This is a genomic window from Pedobacter sp. (genome assembly GCF_965279535.1).
Taxonomy (GTDB): Bacteria; Bacteroidota; Bacteroidia; order Sphingobacteriales; family Sphingobacteriaceae; genus Pedobacter.
Window position 1 is genome coordinate 2,517,887 of record NZ_OZ257244.1, and the last position, 13,733, is coordinate 2,531,619.

Consider the following 13,733-nt stretch of genomic DNA (forward strand, 5'->3'; position numbering starts at 1 on the left):
TTTAGGCAATGAAAAGATATAAAAAAATAGTACTAGTCGCTATGCTTATTGCTCCTGTTCTGTTAATGAACAGTTGTTCTAAACTAGATGAAAATGTATATGATCAGTTAATAACTGACAACTTTTACAATAACAAAAATGAAGTTTTATCAGCTGTGTTAAGGCCATACACGCATGCAAATGCATGGGTTACACCTTCTGGTCAGGACGGATGGTGGAGGCCTGCTGAGCTATCAGCAGACCAATTGGCCTGGCCAACAAAAGGACGTCATGGGGAAGATGGTGGTAAATGGAAAAGATTACATTATCATACCTGGTTAAGTGATGACGGGCCATTAAATAATGCCTGGTCTTTGATGTATTGGGGAATGGGCTTATGTAACGACCCGATCGAAAACTTAGAAAAAAGAAGTATCGCTCAAATGGGCATTACGCAGGCTGAGAAAGATGCATATATCGCAGAATTGAAATTGCTACGTGCTTTTCACTATTTGAAATTAATGGACCTATTTGGCAATATTCCTATTGTTACTCAGGTAGGTATCCCTGCTAAACCGGAAACACAATCAAGAGCTGCTGTTTTTGCTTTTATCGAAAAAGAAATTAAAGAAAATGTAGATAAAGCACCTAAACATTCTAAAACGATGATTGGTAGAATGAGTCAGGCAGGTGCCTATGCCATGCTAGTTGAGCTTTATTTAAATGCTCAGGTTTGGACGGGTACAGCACGTTGGGATGATTGTATTGCTGCAGCTAATAAATTAATTAATAATGAAGTTGGCGGACAAAATGGGGCTATGCGTTTAGATCCAAACATTACCGATCAGTTCAAATCTTCAAACGATCTTTCAACAGAAGCAATCTTTTCTATTGCTTATGAATTCGCAAAAGCTTCATTTCAACCTTCATGGACAGGCGAATTCTTTCACTTTCAACAAGATCAGATTTATGGCGGCGCCAGAAATGGCAACGACGGTATTGTAGTTGTTCCTGGAGTATTCACCAAATACGAAGATGCTGATTTAAGAAAAAGAACCTGGCTACTAGAAGGCCCAATGGTTAGATTCGATAACGGCCAGCCTGCGTTAGCAAAAGGCGGAAACGAATATGATGGTCAACAAATTGTTTTTGTAGATAATATTCGTAAAAACAAAACTGGATCTACGGTTTCAAACATGAGCGAAGGCGAAGAAAACAGTGGAGTACGCTTTAACAAATACAAATTGGGCAATCAGGTTGCTGGTGTAGTAAATGGTGTAAATGTTCCTGCAGATCCTAACTATAACAACACGGACTGGAACATTTATCGTTTAACATGGATTTATTTCGCCAAAGCAGAAGCCATTATGCGCAAAAACAATGGTGTAGCAACCGCCGAAGCTGTTCAATTGATTAATGACTGTAAGAAAAGGGCTTTTACAGATGCCAATTGGGCAACAAGGGCTTACACTACAACTTCATTAACCTTAGATGAGCTTTTAGCAGAAAGAGGTAGAGAATTTATTTTCGAAGGATTTAGAAGAGATGATTTAATCCGGTTCGGCAAATTCCATACTGATTCCTGGTGGGACCATACCCCATCGGCAGCATTCAGAACATTGTTCCCTATCCCTCAGGTGCAACGTACTTTAAATGGTAATTTAACACAAAATCCTGGTTATAACTAAGGAGTGTGAGGTTTTAGCAAAAAGAGTCTGATCAATGATCAGGCTCTTTTTTGTTTAATGTCCTTTCATTCTTGAATTGTAATACTTTTATCCTTGCTGGTTATTTCCTTTCAAAATCACTAAATTCGTTCATCAAATATCCCACCTCATGTCAAACATCAAACTCATCATAGAAGAAAGACCCGCTAACATTGGGAACTTTATGGTAGGCAGATTATTACCTTTCAGAGAAAAAAGAACCGTAGGCCCCTTTGCCTTTATCGATCACATGGGGCCAGTATTGTTAAAAGATTATGAAAATTTTGATGTTGCTCCTCACCCACACATTGGGCTATCTACATTAACTTTCTTGTTCGAAGGGGAGATTATGCATAAAGACAGCCTTGGAACTGAAGTGGTGATAAAACCAGGACAAGTTAACTGGATGACGGCGGGAAGGGGAATTGCCCATTCTGAACGAACTCCCGAATACCTGCGTCACACTGAAAAAGCCATGCATGGTTTGCAAATCTGGGTAGCACTGCCAAAAGATTTAGAGCAAATGGAACCAGAATTCTGCCATGTTGAAGAGCAAGATATCCCCAGTTGGGAACAAAATAATATTCAGTTCAAGTTGATCGCCGGAGAAGCATTCGGGAAAAAATCTCCAGTGCCGGTTTATAGCCCCTTATATTTTCTGGAACTAAAAAGCACTGCAAAACAAAAAATAAATATTGGTGATTATTTATTTGGAGAAAGCGCACTGTATATTTTAGAGGGCGCAATTGAAAGTGATGGGCATCTTTTTGAACCCAGACAGATTTTGATTGCCAACGATGCCAAGCTCTGTGAGTTTACCATGCATGAAAATACAACCATATATATATTTGGTGGTGAAGCTTTCCCGGAAGAACGATTTATTTACTGGAATTTTGTCGCTTCTGATAAAGAATTAATTGAAAAGGCAAAAACCAGGTGGCTCGCACAGGAATTTGCCCCTGTTCCCGGCGAAACAGATTTTGTTCCGCTACCCGATCAAAGTAAATACATTAAACACTAGCAGAAGGAATAATTATTTATGCAGATACAAAAGATTTTTTTAGATCAATCATTTTAAATCTGCGGGAAAGATATTGATACTAATTCCCTTTTTCAAACAAATTCATATTTACTGATACCGCTACTCCTGTAGACGACAACCTGGAATTTCCGTAACCAATACCTGTTAGCGGCAACTTCATAAAGGGTTTAGCGCTAATGCTAATTTTTTCATTGATTTTATGCTGAAATTCCAAACCAACATTGGCTACCCCCATGTAGTGTTGGTTTTGATTTCTCACCTCGTAGGCTTGCGGTCCCTGATAATTGCCATCATAAGAATAGCTATATTTTTCTTTCAGCATCAGGTAACTTGATAGTCCGGTACTTACGGAAATGGCATTTTTACTGCTTTCAAAAATTTTATAATTGATGTTCAACGGAATATCAATTACATCACAGTTAGCATGAATGTTAGAGGGCGTTACGCGAAATACATAATTTGTATTCGGTCTGTACAAACTAAAATCAGAATCATAGATCTTTTTTGCATAAACTGCACCTGTTGTAATGCTTAGTTTTTTGGTTAATGATAGTGTGGCCTCAATGCCAAAACCGCCACTCAAGCTGCTTCTCCCCGATTTTTGAACGCTTGTCAAATCTGGCGCAGCCAGAATACTTAACGTCAAAACTGGCTTTTTCCTGATTATGATAGCTGTATTTTTTACTTTTGTACCCAAAGCAGGGCTTAAACTGGCTAAGCTCCCATTAAAAGATGCTGTTCTCCCTGAACTGATTAGAGACACAACATTCCCATTTTTTTGAGGCAAGCTCAATAATGTTGGATTTATCACACCATTTAACTGATTTTCATTGTCAATTTTAGCTTTTGAGGCAAAAGGTTGATTCTCTATAACTCCCGCCCATACTGGTTTTTCTGTTATTAATTGTTCTTTCGAGCCAGGTATATCAATTGGAGCAACTGTTGTCCCTTTACTTTCTCCTAATCCCCCTCCTTTTTGAGTATCTGTTTTACGGTGAACCATTTCTTCCTGTTTATTCAAAAGCTGTGGCTTTAAAACTAAAAAAGCAATAACAAGCACGGCTGCTATGCCCGAAAGTACGGTTAGCCAAACTATTGGTGCAATTCTTTTTCTTTTTTCCGGATATAACCTGTCCTCCAATGTATCCCAATCCATTTCACTGAAAGGAATATCTGGATTTTCAAGTTTATCTTTGAAAAATCTGTCTATATCTTTTCCCTCTTTCATTGCGTTTTTGTATTTAGTCTCACAGGCAAATACTGGCTTTCCACAGCGGATGTGCTCACTTCATAGGTACTTGCATTACTAGCCCGCAGCATTTCCTGCAATTTTTGCCTCGCTTTAAATAAATTGGATTTTGAAGTTCCAATTGATATGTTTAGCATTTCTCCAATTTCTTCATGTGTATATCCGTCAATTGCGTAAAGGTTAAAAACAGTCCTGTAAGCGGGACTTAATTTTTGCACTAGCGCCAATAAATCATTATAGTTAAGCTGGTCATACACAGAGCTAACCTGAGCAATATTTTCATGTTCAGATATATCCAGATGATCAGTAAACTTTAAATTTGTACGGTAATAATCAATAGCCGTATTGGTTATTATTCTACCTAACCAAGGCATAAAAGCTTTATCTGCTTCATACTTTGAAATATGTGTAAAAGCCTTAAAGAATCCATCATTTAATATCCCAGCAGCATCCAACCTGTTATTTGCGTAGCGTAAACATATAGCCATAGCAAAGCTGTAGAAATGCTTGTATAGTGCCTTTTGACTATCTCTTTCACTTCTAATGCAGCCTTGAATAAGCTTTTTTATAATATGATCATTTTCGCTACTAGCGGTCACATGTTCTCCTTTCAATTTACATTACGGAATGAAATGATAAAAGGTTGCCTAGCAATATTTTTTTATCTGAATGATATGAAAAGGAAAATACCAGAATGAAAGCAACCATTTTTTACCTTCTGGCGTAATGACACTATATCGTTTAGTAAATAACCTAAAATAAAAACCTTATGCTAATCTACTTAAAAAGAAATCTAATATCCATGATGTGCCTGATATTAGTATTTACCGTTTCTTGTAAAAAAAGCAAAAACGATCCCCCTGTGGAAAAAAAAGGCATACAACTGGCTGTTGATGCCAAATTCGGAACTATTTTAACAGATAAAGAGGGTAAGACCTTGTATTTCTTTTCTACTGATGTTGCCGGTACTGCTAACTGTACGGGAGCATGTGAAACCATTTGGCCACCCTATTATTCAGCAGATGCCAGTACAGACATGAACCTAAATCCAGTCGAAGTGGGAGAAATTACCAGAACAGATGGGAAAAAACAAAGTACCTATAAAGGTTATCCACTTTATTATTATCAAAATGATGCAGCCGTTGGTGAAATTAAGGGAGATGGAGTAGCTGGAATTTGGTTTGTAGCCAAACCCGATTATACTTTGATGCTGGCCAACACCCAACTTGTGGGCCTAAATGGTAAGCAATATACCAGCACCTATACTGAGGGTACCGGTAATACCCGGTATTTTACTGATGGAAAAGGAAGAACACTCTACTCTTTTTCTCCTGATAAAAACGGGAAAAACACTTTCACTAAAGCAGATTTAAGTAACAATACCGTTTGGCCAGTTTACGAAGCTGAGCTTAAAAGTGTTCCATCAATTATCACTAAGGACTTAGTTACTGTAATAGATGTTTTCGGAAAGAAACAATTAACGTTTAAAGGTTGGCCGTTATATTATTTCGGGCAAGATACAAAGCGTGGAGATAACAAAGGAGTTAGTGTAGGGGCATTTCCAGGATTTTGGCCCTTGCTAAACGTAACAACTACTGTTGCTCCGGCACCATAAGAATTGGGTTAAGAGGGGTTAGGATAAGCTGGTGCTTTGGCACCAGCTTTTATGCTTCAGATAGCGCCTTTCTAATCTTTTCGGCTGCGTCGGCTAGTTCCTCGTGTGTAGGCTTTAGCTTTTCTTTGCTAAAATTCATATCACTTACATTATTCATCGGAATTAAATGGATATGGGCGTGAGGAACCTCCAATCCGATAACCGATACACCCACCTTTTTACAAGGAAAGGCTTCTTTTACACCTTTTGCTACAATTTTAGCGAACATCCAGAGCCCAACGTACAAATCCTCTTCCATATCAAAAATATAATCAGTTTCGATTTTTGGAATAACCAATACATGGCCGGCTGTTAAAGGTTGAACATCTAAAAAAGCTAAATATTCTACCGTTTCCGCAACAATATGGGCGCTAATTTCGCCAGCTACAATCTTTGAAAAAATAGTCATTAAGGTAAGGGTTTGTAAAAAGTTACTTTTAGTCGTTAGTATTAAGTCGTTAGTAGTTAGACATTGTGCCTATTCTTCTTTAGATCCAGGCATTCTTGCCTTTGTTCCTTGCTCCTGATTCTTTGCTCCTTCAGCAGTCTGGCTACCTGCTACTAAGTAGTTGATCTTTTAGTCGTTAGTAGTTAGACATTGCGCCTATTCTTATTTAGATCCAGGCATTCTTGTCTTTGTTCCTTGCTCCTTATTCTTTGTTCGTTCAGCAGTCTGGCTACCTGCTACTAAGTAGTTGATCTTTTAGTTGTTAGTAGTTAGACATTGTGCCTATTCTTCTTTAAAACCAAGGCATTCTTGTCTTTGTTCCCTGCTTCTTATTCTTTGCCCCTTCAGCAGTCTTGCTACCTGATACTAAGTACTTGATACTTATTAACGCGTAATCTCTAAAACTTCAAACTGCATTTTTCCTGCAGGCACTTCAATTTCTGCAAATTCGCCTACTGATTTTCCTAACAGCCCTTGTGCAATTGGAGATTTTACTGAAATTTTTCCGGTCTTCAGATCAGCTTCGCTTTCTGCTACCAATTGATAAGTCATGGTCGCATTATTTTTTACATTTTTGATTTTAACAATCGAAAGAGCCAAAACCTTACTGGTATCTAATTTAGATTCATCTAACAAGCGTGAATGCGCCAATGTATCTTCTAATTTAGCAATTTTCGCTTCGTGCAAACCTTGAGCCTCTTTCGCTGCATCGTACTCTGCATTCTCCGATAAATCACCTTTATCACGAGCTTCAGCAATAGCTTTTGCAATTGAAGCACGCCCTTCTGTTTTAAGATAGTGTAATTCTTCCTTAAGTTTTTCTAAACCTTCTTTTGTATAATAGGTAATCTCTGCCATAGCTCGTTTTCTTTCTTTAGTCCTATAAAAAACAAACAAGACTACATAGTTGGTTTGCTACATAGTCTTGCTTCAATTATAACGAAGATAAAATGCTGAAATTACAAAAGCAAATAAAAATTTAAGATTAACAGGAATATGATCTAAAGAATTCAATATACCCGCGCTATTTAAGAAATTTGTATCTTTTTATGGCTTTTCCGGAATCCTTAATTCCACCATTATTTCTACTTTTAGCAAAATTATTCAGAAAAAATGAAAAAGATCTACTCCTTTGTCCTGTTCTCATTTATGGGCATACAGGCATTGATGGCTCAAGAGCTTTATATGCCTCGAAATATCAAAGCTTCTTACAGTAAAGGTACACGTGCTATGGATGGAAAACCAGGGCAAAATTATTGGCAAAACCATGGAAAATATACCATGGATATAAAGGTAGATGCAGAGACCAAAATGGTTAGTGGTACGGAAGAGATCCTATACAGCAATAATAGTAATGACACCCTTAAAACATTGGTCATCCGTTTTGTGAATAATATCCATAAACCTACCTCTCCCAGAAGCGGAAGTGTTAGTGAAGATTTTCTTTCTGCCGGATTAAATATTAAATCATTTTATGTTGATGGCGAAAAATATAATATAGATGCTAAAGGCTGGGGTACGGTAGGCGATGTGAAATTAAAAAAACCACTTCATCCCAAATCCAAAGCCAATGTGAAAATCGATTGGGAATATCCGTTGTCAAAAGAAAGCGGTCGTGAGGGACAGATTGATCCTAACTCCTTTTTTGTTGCTTACAGCTATCCAAGGATTTCCGTTTATGATGATTATAATGGCTGGGATAGGATTCCGCACGCAGACAGGGCTGAATTTTACAATGATTTTAACGATTATGTTTTCTCGGTAACAGCACCAAAAGATTATGTAGTTTATGCTACAGGCGATTTTCTTAATCCTGATGAAGTGTTACAGCCAGAAATCTCGGCCCGCCTTAAAAAATCATATAACAATGATGAGGTGATTCATATTGCTACTGCGGATGAATTAAAAAATGGCAAAGTAACGGCTCAAAAAGCCTGGAATACCTGGAAGTTTGCTGTCAATCACATTACCGACGTTTGCTTTGCCTTAAGCAATCATTATGTTTGGGATGCTGCAAGTGTAATTGTAGATTCAAAAACCAACAGAAGATCGAGTGCACAAGCGGCCTACAATCCAGCTACCGGACAAGATTTCATCAACTCGGTTAAGTACAATATCAACGCATTATCCTGGTTCTCTAACAATTGGCCAGGCATTCCTTATCCTTATGTTAAAACCATCGCGTTTCAGGGTTTTGCCGATATGGAATATCCAATGATGGTAAACGATTCTAATTTTGGCGATCCTGTGTTTGCGCAGCTTGTTCAGGACCACGAGGTTGCCCATACATACTTTCCTTTTTACATGGGGATTAATGAAACCCGGTATGCCTATATGGATGAGGGCTGGGCCACCACCTTGGAATATTTAATCGGCATTGCAGAACATGGCAAGGAAGCCGCAGATAAATTTTATAAAACCTTCAGGGTGAATAAGTATATCAACGATAAATCTGCAGAAGAAGATCAGCCGATTATCTCTATGTCTGATCAGGTTTCTGGTGCTGGCTATGGCAATAATTCGTATGGGAAAGCGTCCCTTTCCTATTTGGCACTAAAAGATATGCTTGGCGATAACTTATTTAAAAAAGCACTACATACTTACATGGAAAACTGGAATGGTAAACATCCCATTCCATGGGATTATTTCAACTCCATGAATGCTGGTGCTGGGCAAAACTTAAACTGGTTTTTCCAGAATTGGTTCTTCACCAATCACTACATTGATTTGAAATTGAATTATAAAATTTCCAAAATGGCTAATTTCCCTGTATCTGTTCAAAATGTTGGGGGCTTTGCCATTCCTTTCGATCTGGTAATTACTTATACAGATGGTAAAGTAGATCGTGTTCATTACAGCCCTGCGATTTGGAAAAGCAATCAAAAAGCTGCTACAATTACAGTTAAAAATAAGGGAAAAGCAGTAAAATCAATTTCAGTGGATGGTGGTATTTTTATGGATGCTACCCCACAAGATAATACCTGGACAAGTAAATAATGTTCAATTGGCAGTTTTCAATTTCAACCAACTGAACATTGAAAACTGCTAATTATTTTCGGCGTTAAATGTTGACTGGTGTGTAACCGGAAAATTAAGTGAATTGGCAATAAAACACATTTTATTTGCTTCAGCATGCAACGATTCGGCCAATGCCAAATGAGCCTTATCTGCAATAAGCACCTGTGGGTGAAGCGTCACTTCTCTGAATCTTCCACTTCCATCAGCAGACTCTTCCATTGTTCCTACTGCTTCATCTTTATAATCAATTACAACAATTTCATTTTTAGAGCAGAGGTGTAAATACCACAACATGTGGCAGCTCGATATGGAAGCCAATAGTAAATCCTCCGGGTTATATTTTGATTTATCTCCTAAAAAAGCAGAGTCTGAAGAGCCCAATATATCTGCCTTACCTTTTACAGAAATAACATAATCGCGATCATAAGAACGGTAATCCATTGTCCCTGAACCTTTATTACCTGTCCAGGTTACCGTAGTAGAATATAAGTGGTCTTTCGGCATGATATTTTAGTTAGAGTTTATATAGCCAATTTAAGAAAATAGGTTTAGAATATTTGCTAAATTATTTTTTATCCCATTGATAAATATCTGGTATGCCAAATTAAGAAAAGAATCGAAAGTGAATAATTAAAAAAACGAAACACATTAAAAGAAATGAAAGCAAATTAAAATTTGCGAAATTGGAAATATTCCTATGTATGCATATCAAAAAATTATGTAATTAAAAATTATATTCTGTAATATTTGCATATACGTTAAAATATTTATATTTTTATTGTTCCGAGACAGGAGAGAAAGCATAAAACCCCGGCTATTTTAGCTGGGGTTTTGTGTTTATGATCATTTAGGTTGAGGAAGCTAAGAAGTTTTGAAATTGATGGGCAACACATACTTTACCTCAACAGGCTTACCATTTTCTATTGCAGGGTTCCATCGTGGCGATTTTCGCATTACTCTTAATGCTTCCTCATCTTGGGGCCCAGACAAGCCCTTTATCACTTTTAATTCAGATAGAACGCCATCTTTTCCTATTAAAAAGGAAACGTAAACTTTTCCTTCTTTCTTTGTTTGTGTAGCATGAGTGTATTGAATGTTTTTAGCTAAATAAGTACGAAGCCTTTCTTCGCCTCCAGGGAATTCGGCTTTCAAATTTTTATGAACTGATCCTGTTTTTTGTTCTGGCTTATTTTTGCTCAAACTAAAATTCACATTAATATTGTACTTTACCCGCACAGGTTGCTGTTTGTCTAATCCTGGATTCCAGGCCGGGCTATTTTTCAGCACTCGTATCGCCTCCTCATCGGTTCCACTTCCCAATCCCCTGGTCACCTTAACATCGCTTAGCTGGCCATTCTTCTCCACTACAAAGCTTAAAAAGACTTTTCCTTCTACATTATTCTTTTTGGCCAGTTCAGGGTATTTGATGGCCTGCCCCAGATATTCGTAGAATCGCTTCATCCCTCCTGGAAATTCTGGCTGCTTATCTATACTTACAAAATCGTAAACTCTATCTATGTTCTGCGCTTTTACAACATTAACAGACATAGCAATTCCCGTTAGGGCTAATAAAACTAGCTTTCTCATCATATTAGGTATTTAACTGTGGTTCTTACTTATTTTTAGAATTCTTTGTAGTGATAATAATTACGCCATTCTTGCCCTTATCTCCATGGAGGGTAATTGCAGAAGCTGATTTTAACACCTCTACACTCTTAATGCTATTTGGATCGACAGTTTCGGTCTCTTCCTGAGTCATCTCTTTCCCATCAACAACATAAAGAGGCCTTTTATCTGGATCCAGTTTCTTTAAACTTATCGAACCTGCATTCTGCTTTTGGGCCCTGATTGAAATTCCATTGATATTCGCAAAAATTGGCTCATTGTGATCTTTAAAATGATTATTCACTATTTCATCAATCCCGATTTTGTATCAATTAATATCACTCCATTCTTGCCTTCAGCACCATACTTAGCTACAGCTTCCTCATCTTTGAGTACCGTTATGGATTTGATATTATGATTATTGGCATTCAGAATGCTATCGCTATTTAAAATCTGCTTTTGTCCATTGATAATGATTAAAGGATTAGCGCTTTGGTTACTTTTTTCCCTTAGCTTAATGGAAACTTTCTTCTGTTTAGTTTCTAAATTTTGCGCATGGCACAGCCCTGCTGCTCCGCTAACGAGTAGCAGAACGGTTGTTAATTTTCTCATGATATTTAGGTTTTTAAAATTTCTTACTGAGCTCTAACGGTTGTAGAGTAGGTTTTCCCTCCACAGATATACTATTATCTTTCTTTCCAGCTTTTGTTTTCACGATAATTACCCCGTCTTTACCCCGCGAGCCGTATAAGCTTGTGGCCGACTGATCTTTAAGAACAGAGACAGATTCAATACTATTGGGGTTTATTGTATTTAATGAAGCATTATCTATAACCACCCCATCTAAAACATATAGTCCTTTAAAGGTTTCATTTCCACCTCTGATTTTAATTCGACCTGTTGGGTCATTTAGATTTTGAGATTTATTGCCTGGTTCCGGTTCTTTAGGTTTGTTGTTATCATTATTGAGTGAAAAGTTAACATTGATGTTATACTTTACACGAACAGGCTCACCTTTCACTATACCGGGATTCCATTTTGGACAATTTTCTAAAACCCTGACGGCCTCTGCATCCAACTCATCTGAAACCCCTCTGGTGATCATAATATCGGATAGTTTTCCATCCTTTTCTACAACAAACGATACAAAAACTTTACCCTGAATATTCTCTTCTCTGGCTTTTTTAGGATAACGAATGTTTTCCCCAAAGTACTCGTACAATTTCTTAATCCCCCCCGGAAATTCAGGTTGCTTATCAATAGAAACAAAGTCAAATACATTATCTTTATTCGGTTCAGGCTTCTGAGCGCCATATCCCATTATAAAAATGCCCGAAAGGTTTTGATAGCCCTGAACCGCTGTAAGCTTTTCATTTTTAAATCCTTCATCAACGCCCATCAATTTAAAAGATGCCTGCATTGCATACTTACCATCCGGGATATTTTTAAACCGGGGATAAGACAGTACCGCCTTCATTACTTCCTCATCACAGCCATAACCCAAATCTATATGAGCACTGATACTGTTTACCCTACCATTTTTCAATATGAACTTAATTTGGGTATTTCCCTGAAAGTTGGAGGCCTGTGCTTCTTTGGGATACTTGACAGATTGGCTTAAAAAACGATAGAAATCTTTCCATTCTGGCTCCAGCTTACCTTTCACCGAAATATTTGGTGCTTTAACTTCAGTAAGCTTTACTTTTGTAACTGGCTCAGCTACCATGGCTTCAACAATCTCTAATGGCTTTTCTAAAGGAATTTGTTCTGAAAAAGTAATTAACTTCTCGTTTTTCCTAACTGTTGCTGAAGAAAATACAATCAGTATCGCAAAGAGCGGAATAAAGATGCCGTACTTCATGACCGCAATTTTTTTAGATCTTTCTTTGTGAAGCATGAAAATACGTTGTTTAATTAAGGATTTTTTAAAAAAGCCGTTGGCCAATGAATTTGGAGAAAGGCCAAAAGATTTACTCAGCAGCAGCATAGCATACTCTGCTTTGTCTCCCTGAAATTCGGCTGCCTTTTCATCTGCGAGAAATTCGTGGATATTTTTTATAGAGCGTTTATAAAAATAGATTACCGGATTTAGCCAGGTTACGATCCCTATGATTTCAAAAAACAGGATATCCAAACTGTGCCACTGCTTAATGTGCGTTTCTTCATGAATATCTATTACCTCAATTTCTGGCAAATCCTGGTCTACTACCTTTTTACTGAAAAAGGTAAAAGCTGAGCCAGCCTTAGCACCAGTAATCAATCGCTTAACACTGATGAGGTTATAAACCAACCTACCTAAAAAGAACAATATACCAGCACAATACACATAAACAACTAAATTACCCCAGTTTATCCCAGATTTGGGTTCTGTAATAACGGTGGCCTGCGTTAACATGGCTTCCCAGTTTACAGTGGTATAAACCTGCTGTGCTGCTTTCTGCTCTGTTAACCACTCTAATCGTATAAATGGAATACACAGAGACAAAACTCCGGCTGAAACTAAATAAATGCGATTTAACATGAAGTAAGTCTCTTTATCTAATAACAGTTTATAAAAACCGTAAAAAATGATTAGATAAATATTGATCTGCAATAGGTAGTGTGCGAAACTCATTTTGGTGTATGCTTAATTTTATTGATCATTTTTAATATCTCATCCACATCACTTAAATCCAATTTTTCTTCTTTTACGAAAAATGAGAACATGCTTTCTACTGAATTTTCAAAATAGTTCCCTAATAGTTTTTCCGTTGCATGCCTTTTATATTCTTCCTTGCTTATAAGCGGAAAATACTGGTGTGCCTTCCCAAAAGCCTCATGCCCAATAAAACCTTTCGTTTCTAAAATTCTGATAATGGTTGACACCGTATTATAAGCAGGTTTTGGGAGCGGTAATTCATCGATTACATCTTTTACAAATGCTTTTTCCAATTGCCACAACACCTGCATAATCTGTTCTTCGGCTTTGGTTAAATCTTTAATTTCCATGATAATATTATAATAAGGACAGGCAAAACCTTATTGCCATAATT

Annotated in this window: 14 protein-coding genes; 4 read left to right on the forward strand and 10 right to left on the reverse strand. The window is 37.4% G+C overall.

The features are described 5' to 3' along the window. Nucleotides 1–8: 8 nt before the first annotated feature. Both ACQY77_RS10010 and ACQY77_RS10015 read left to right on the forward strand, forming a co-directional pair. Nucleotides 9–1,667 carry a RagB/SusD family nutrient uptake outer membrane protein gene (locus tag ACQY77_RS10010; RefSeq protein WP_421942284.1) on the forward strand — a complete coding sequence of 553 codons (1,659 nt, stop codon included), beginning with the start codon at nt 9–11 and terminating at the stop codon, nt 1,665–1,667. A 148-nt stretch (nt 1,668–1,815) separates the two neighbouring features. Next, nucleotides 1,816–2,706: a pirin family protein gene (locus tag ACQY77_RS10015; RefSeq protein WP_421942283.1), complete on the forward strand. Its 891-nt coding sequence runs from the start codon at nt 1,816–1,818 to the stop codon at nt 2,704–2,706. A 79-nt stretch (nt 2,707–2,785) separates the two neighbouring features. Here the strand turns inward: ACQY77_RS10015 and ACQY77_RS10020 are convergent, their stop codons facing one another. Together ACQY77_RS10020 and ACQY77_RS10025 are read right to left on the reverse strand one after the other, a co-directional pair. Further along, a complete protein-coding gene (locus ACQY77_RS10020) occupies nt 2,786–3,955 on the reverse strand; it encodes a hypothetical protein (protein ID WP_421942282.1) in 1,170 nt (389 codons plus the stop codon). Then, nucleotides 3,952–4,590: an RNA polymerase sigma factor gene (locus tag ACQY77_RS10025; RefSeq protein WP_421942281.1), complete on the reverse strand. Its 639-nt coding sequence runs from the start codon at nt 4,588–4,590 to the stop codon at nt 3,952–3,954. The genes ACQY77_RS10020 and ACQY77_RS10025 overlap by 4 nt, the downstream gene beginning before the upstream one ends. Nucleotides 4,591–4,838: 248 nt before the next feature. Between ACQY77_RS10025 and ACQY77_RS10030 the strand changes: the two genes are divergently transcribed. Next, nucleotides 4,839–5,591 carry a hypothetical protein gene (locus ACQY77_RS10030; protein WP_421942280.1) on the forward strand — a complete coding sequence of 251 codons (753 nt, stop codon included), beginning with the start codon at nt 4,839–4,841 and terminating at the stop codon, nt 5,589–5,591. Nucleotides 5,592–5,640: 49 nt separating this feature from the next. On the opposite strand, the gene ACQY77_RS10035 is transcribed toward ACQY77_RS10030, so the two are convergent. Together ACQY77_RS10035 and greA are read right to left on the reverse strand one after the other, a co-directional pair. After that, entirely contained in the window at nt 5,641–6,039 is a 399-nt protein-coding gene (locus tag ACQY77_RS10035) for an HIT family protein (protein WP_421942279.1), read from the reverse strand. 423 nt (nt 6,040–6,462) lie between these two features. Next, a complete protein-coding gene (gene greA, locus ACQY77_RS10040) occupies nt 6,463–6,936 on the reverse strand; it encodes a transcription elongation factor GreA (RefSeq protein ID WP_421942278.1) in 474 nt (157 codons plus the stop codon). A 255-nt stretch (nt 6,937–7,191) separates the two neighbouring features. On the opposite strand from greA, the gene ACQY77_RS10045 reads away from it, so the two are divergent. Further along, on the forward strand, nt 7,192–9,075 hold the full coding sequence (locus ACQY77_RS10045) for a M1 family metallopeptidase (protein ID WP_421942277.1): 1,884 nt from the start codon (nt 7,192–7,194) through the stop codon (nt 9,073–9,075). A gap of 48 nt (nt 9,076–9,123) precedes the next feature. Here ACQY77_RS10045 and ACQY77_RS10050 read toward each other — a convergent pair whose 3' ends face one another. From ACQY77_RS10050 to ACQY77_RS10075, 6 genes are all read right to left on the reverse strand, one after another. Next, entirely contained in the window at nt 9,124–9,600 is a 477-nt protein-coding gene (locus tag ACQY77_RS10050; protein WP_421942276.1) for an OsmC family protein, read from the reverse strand. 357 nt (nt 9,601–9,957) lie between these two features. Beyond that, entirely contained in the window at nt 9,958–10,686 is a 729-nt protein-coding gene (locus ACQY77_RS10055) for an energy transducer TonB (RefSeq protein WP_421942275.1), read from the reverse strand. Between the two features lie 22 nt (nt 10,687–10,708). Next, on the reverse strand, nt 10,709–11,005 hold the full coding sequence (locus tag ACQY77_RS10060) for a TonB-dependent receptor plug domain-containing protein (RefSeq protein ID WP_428430134.1): 297 nt from the start codon (nt 11,003–11,005) through the stop codon (nt 10,709–10,711). Then, nucleotides 11,005–11,313 carry a hypothetical protein gene (locus ACQY77_RS10065; protein ID WP_428430135.1) on the reverse strand — a complete coding sequence of 103 codons (309 nt, stop codon included), beginning with the start codon at nt 11,311–11,313 and terminating at the stop codon, nt 11,005–11,007. The genes ACQY77_RS10060 and ACQY77_RS10065 overlap by 1 nt, the downstream gene beginning before the upstream one ends. A gap of 13 nt (nt 11,314–11,326) precedes the next feature. Further along, the gene (locus ACQY77_RS10070) at nt 11,327–13,315 is read right to left on the reverse strand and encodes a TonB family protein (RefSeq protein WP_421942273.1); all 1,989 of its coding nucleotides are present in this window, start codon (nt 13,313–13,315) and stop codon (nt 11,327–11,329) included. After that, nucleotides 13,312–13,689 (reverse strand): BlaI/MecI/CopY family transcriptional regulator, encoded by a 378-nt coding sequence (locus ACQY77_RS10075; RefSeq protein ID WP_421942272.1) that lies wholly within the window; start codon nt 13,687–13,689, stop codon nt 13,312–13,314. The genes ACQY77_RS10070 and ACQY77_RS10075 overlap by 4 nt, the downstream gene beginning before the upstream one ends. Nucleotides 13,690–13,733: the final 44 nt, after the last annotated feature.

Coding starts and splice junctions, on each gene's coding strand:
- ACQY77_RS10010 (WP_421942284.1), top strand. CDS start 9: ATGAAAAGATATAAAAAAATAGTACTAGTCGCTATGCTTATTGCTCCT.
- ACQY77_RS10020 (WP_421942282.1), bottom strand. CDS start 3,955: ATGAAAGAGGGAAAAGATATAGACAGATTTTTCAAAGATAAACTTGAA.
- ACQY77_RS10045 (WP_421942277.1), top strand. CDS start 7,192: ATGAAAAAGATCTACTCCTTTGTCCTGTTCTCATTTATGGGCATACAG.
- greA (WP_421942278.1), bottom strand. CDS start 6,936: ATGGCAGAGATTACCTATTATACAAAAGAAGGTTTAGAAAAACTTAAG.
- ACQY77_RS10075 (WP_421942272.1), bottom strand. CDS start 13,689: ATGGAAATTAAAGATTTAACCAAAGCCGAAGAACAGATTATGCAGGTG.
- ACQY77_RS10035 (WP_421942279.1), bottom strand. CDS start 6,039: ATGACTATTTTTTCAAAGATTGTAGCTGGCGAAATTAGCGCCCATATT.
- ACQY77_RS10015 (WP_421942283.1), top strand. CDS start 1,816: ATGTCAAACATCAAACTCATCATAGAAGAAAGACCCGCTAACATTGGG.
- ACQY77_RS10050 (WP_421942276.1), bottom strand. CDS start 9,600: ATGCCGAAAGACCACTTATATTCTACTACGGTAACCTGGACAGGTAAT.
- ACQY77_RS10065 (WP_428430135.1), bottom strand. CDS start 11,313: ATGAGAAAATTAACAACCGTTCTGCTACTCGTTAGCGGAGCAGCAGGG.
- ACQY77_RS10070 (WP_421942273.1), bottom strand. CDS start 13,315: ATGAGTTTCGCACACTACCTATTGCAGATCAATATTTATCTAATCATT.
- ACQY77_RS10055 (WP_421942275.1), bottom strand. CDS start 10,686: ATGATGAGAAAGCTAGTTTTATTAGCCCTAACGGGAATTGCTATGTCT.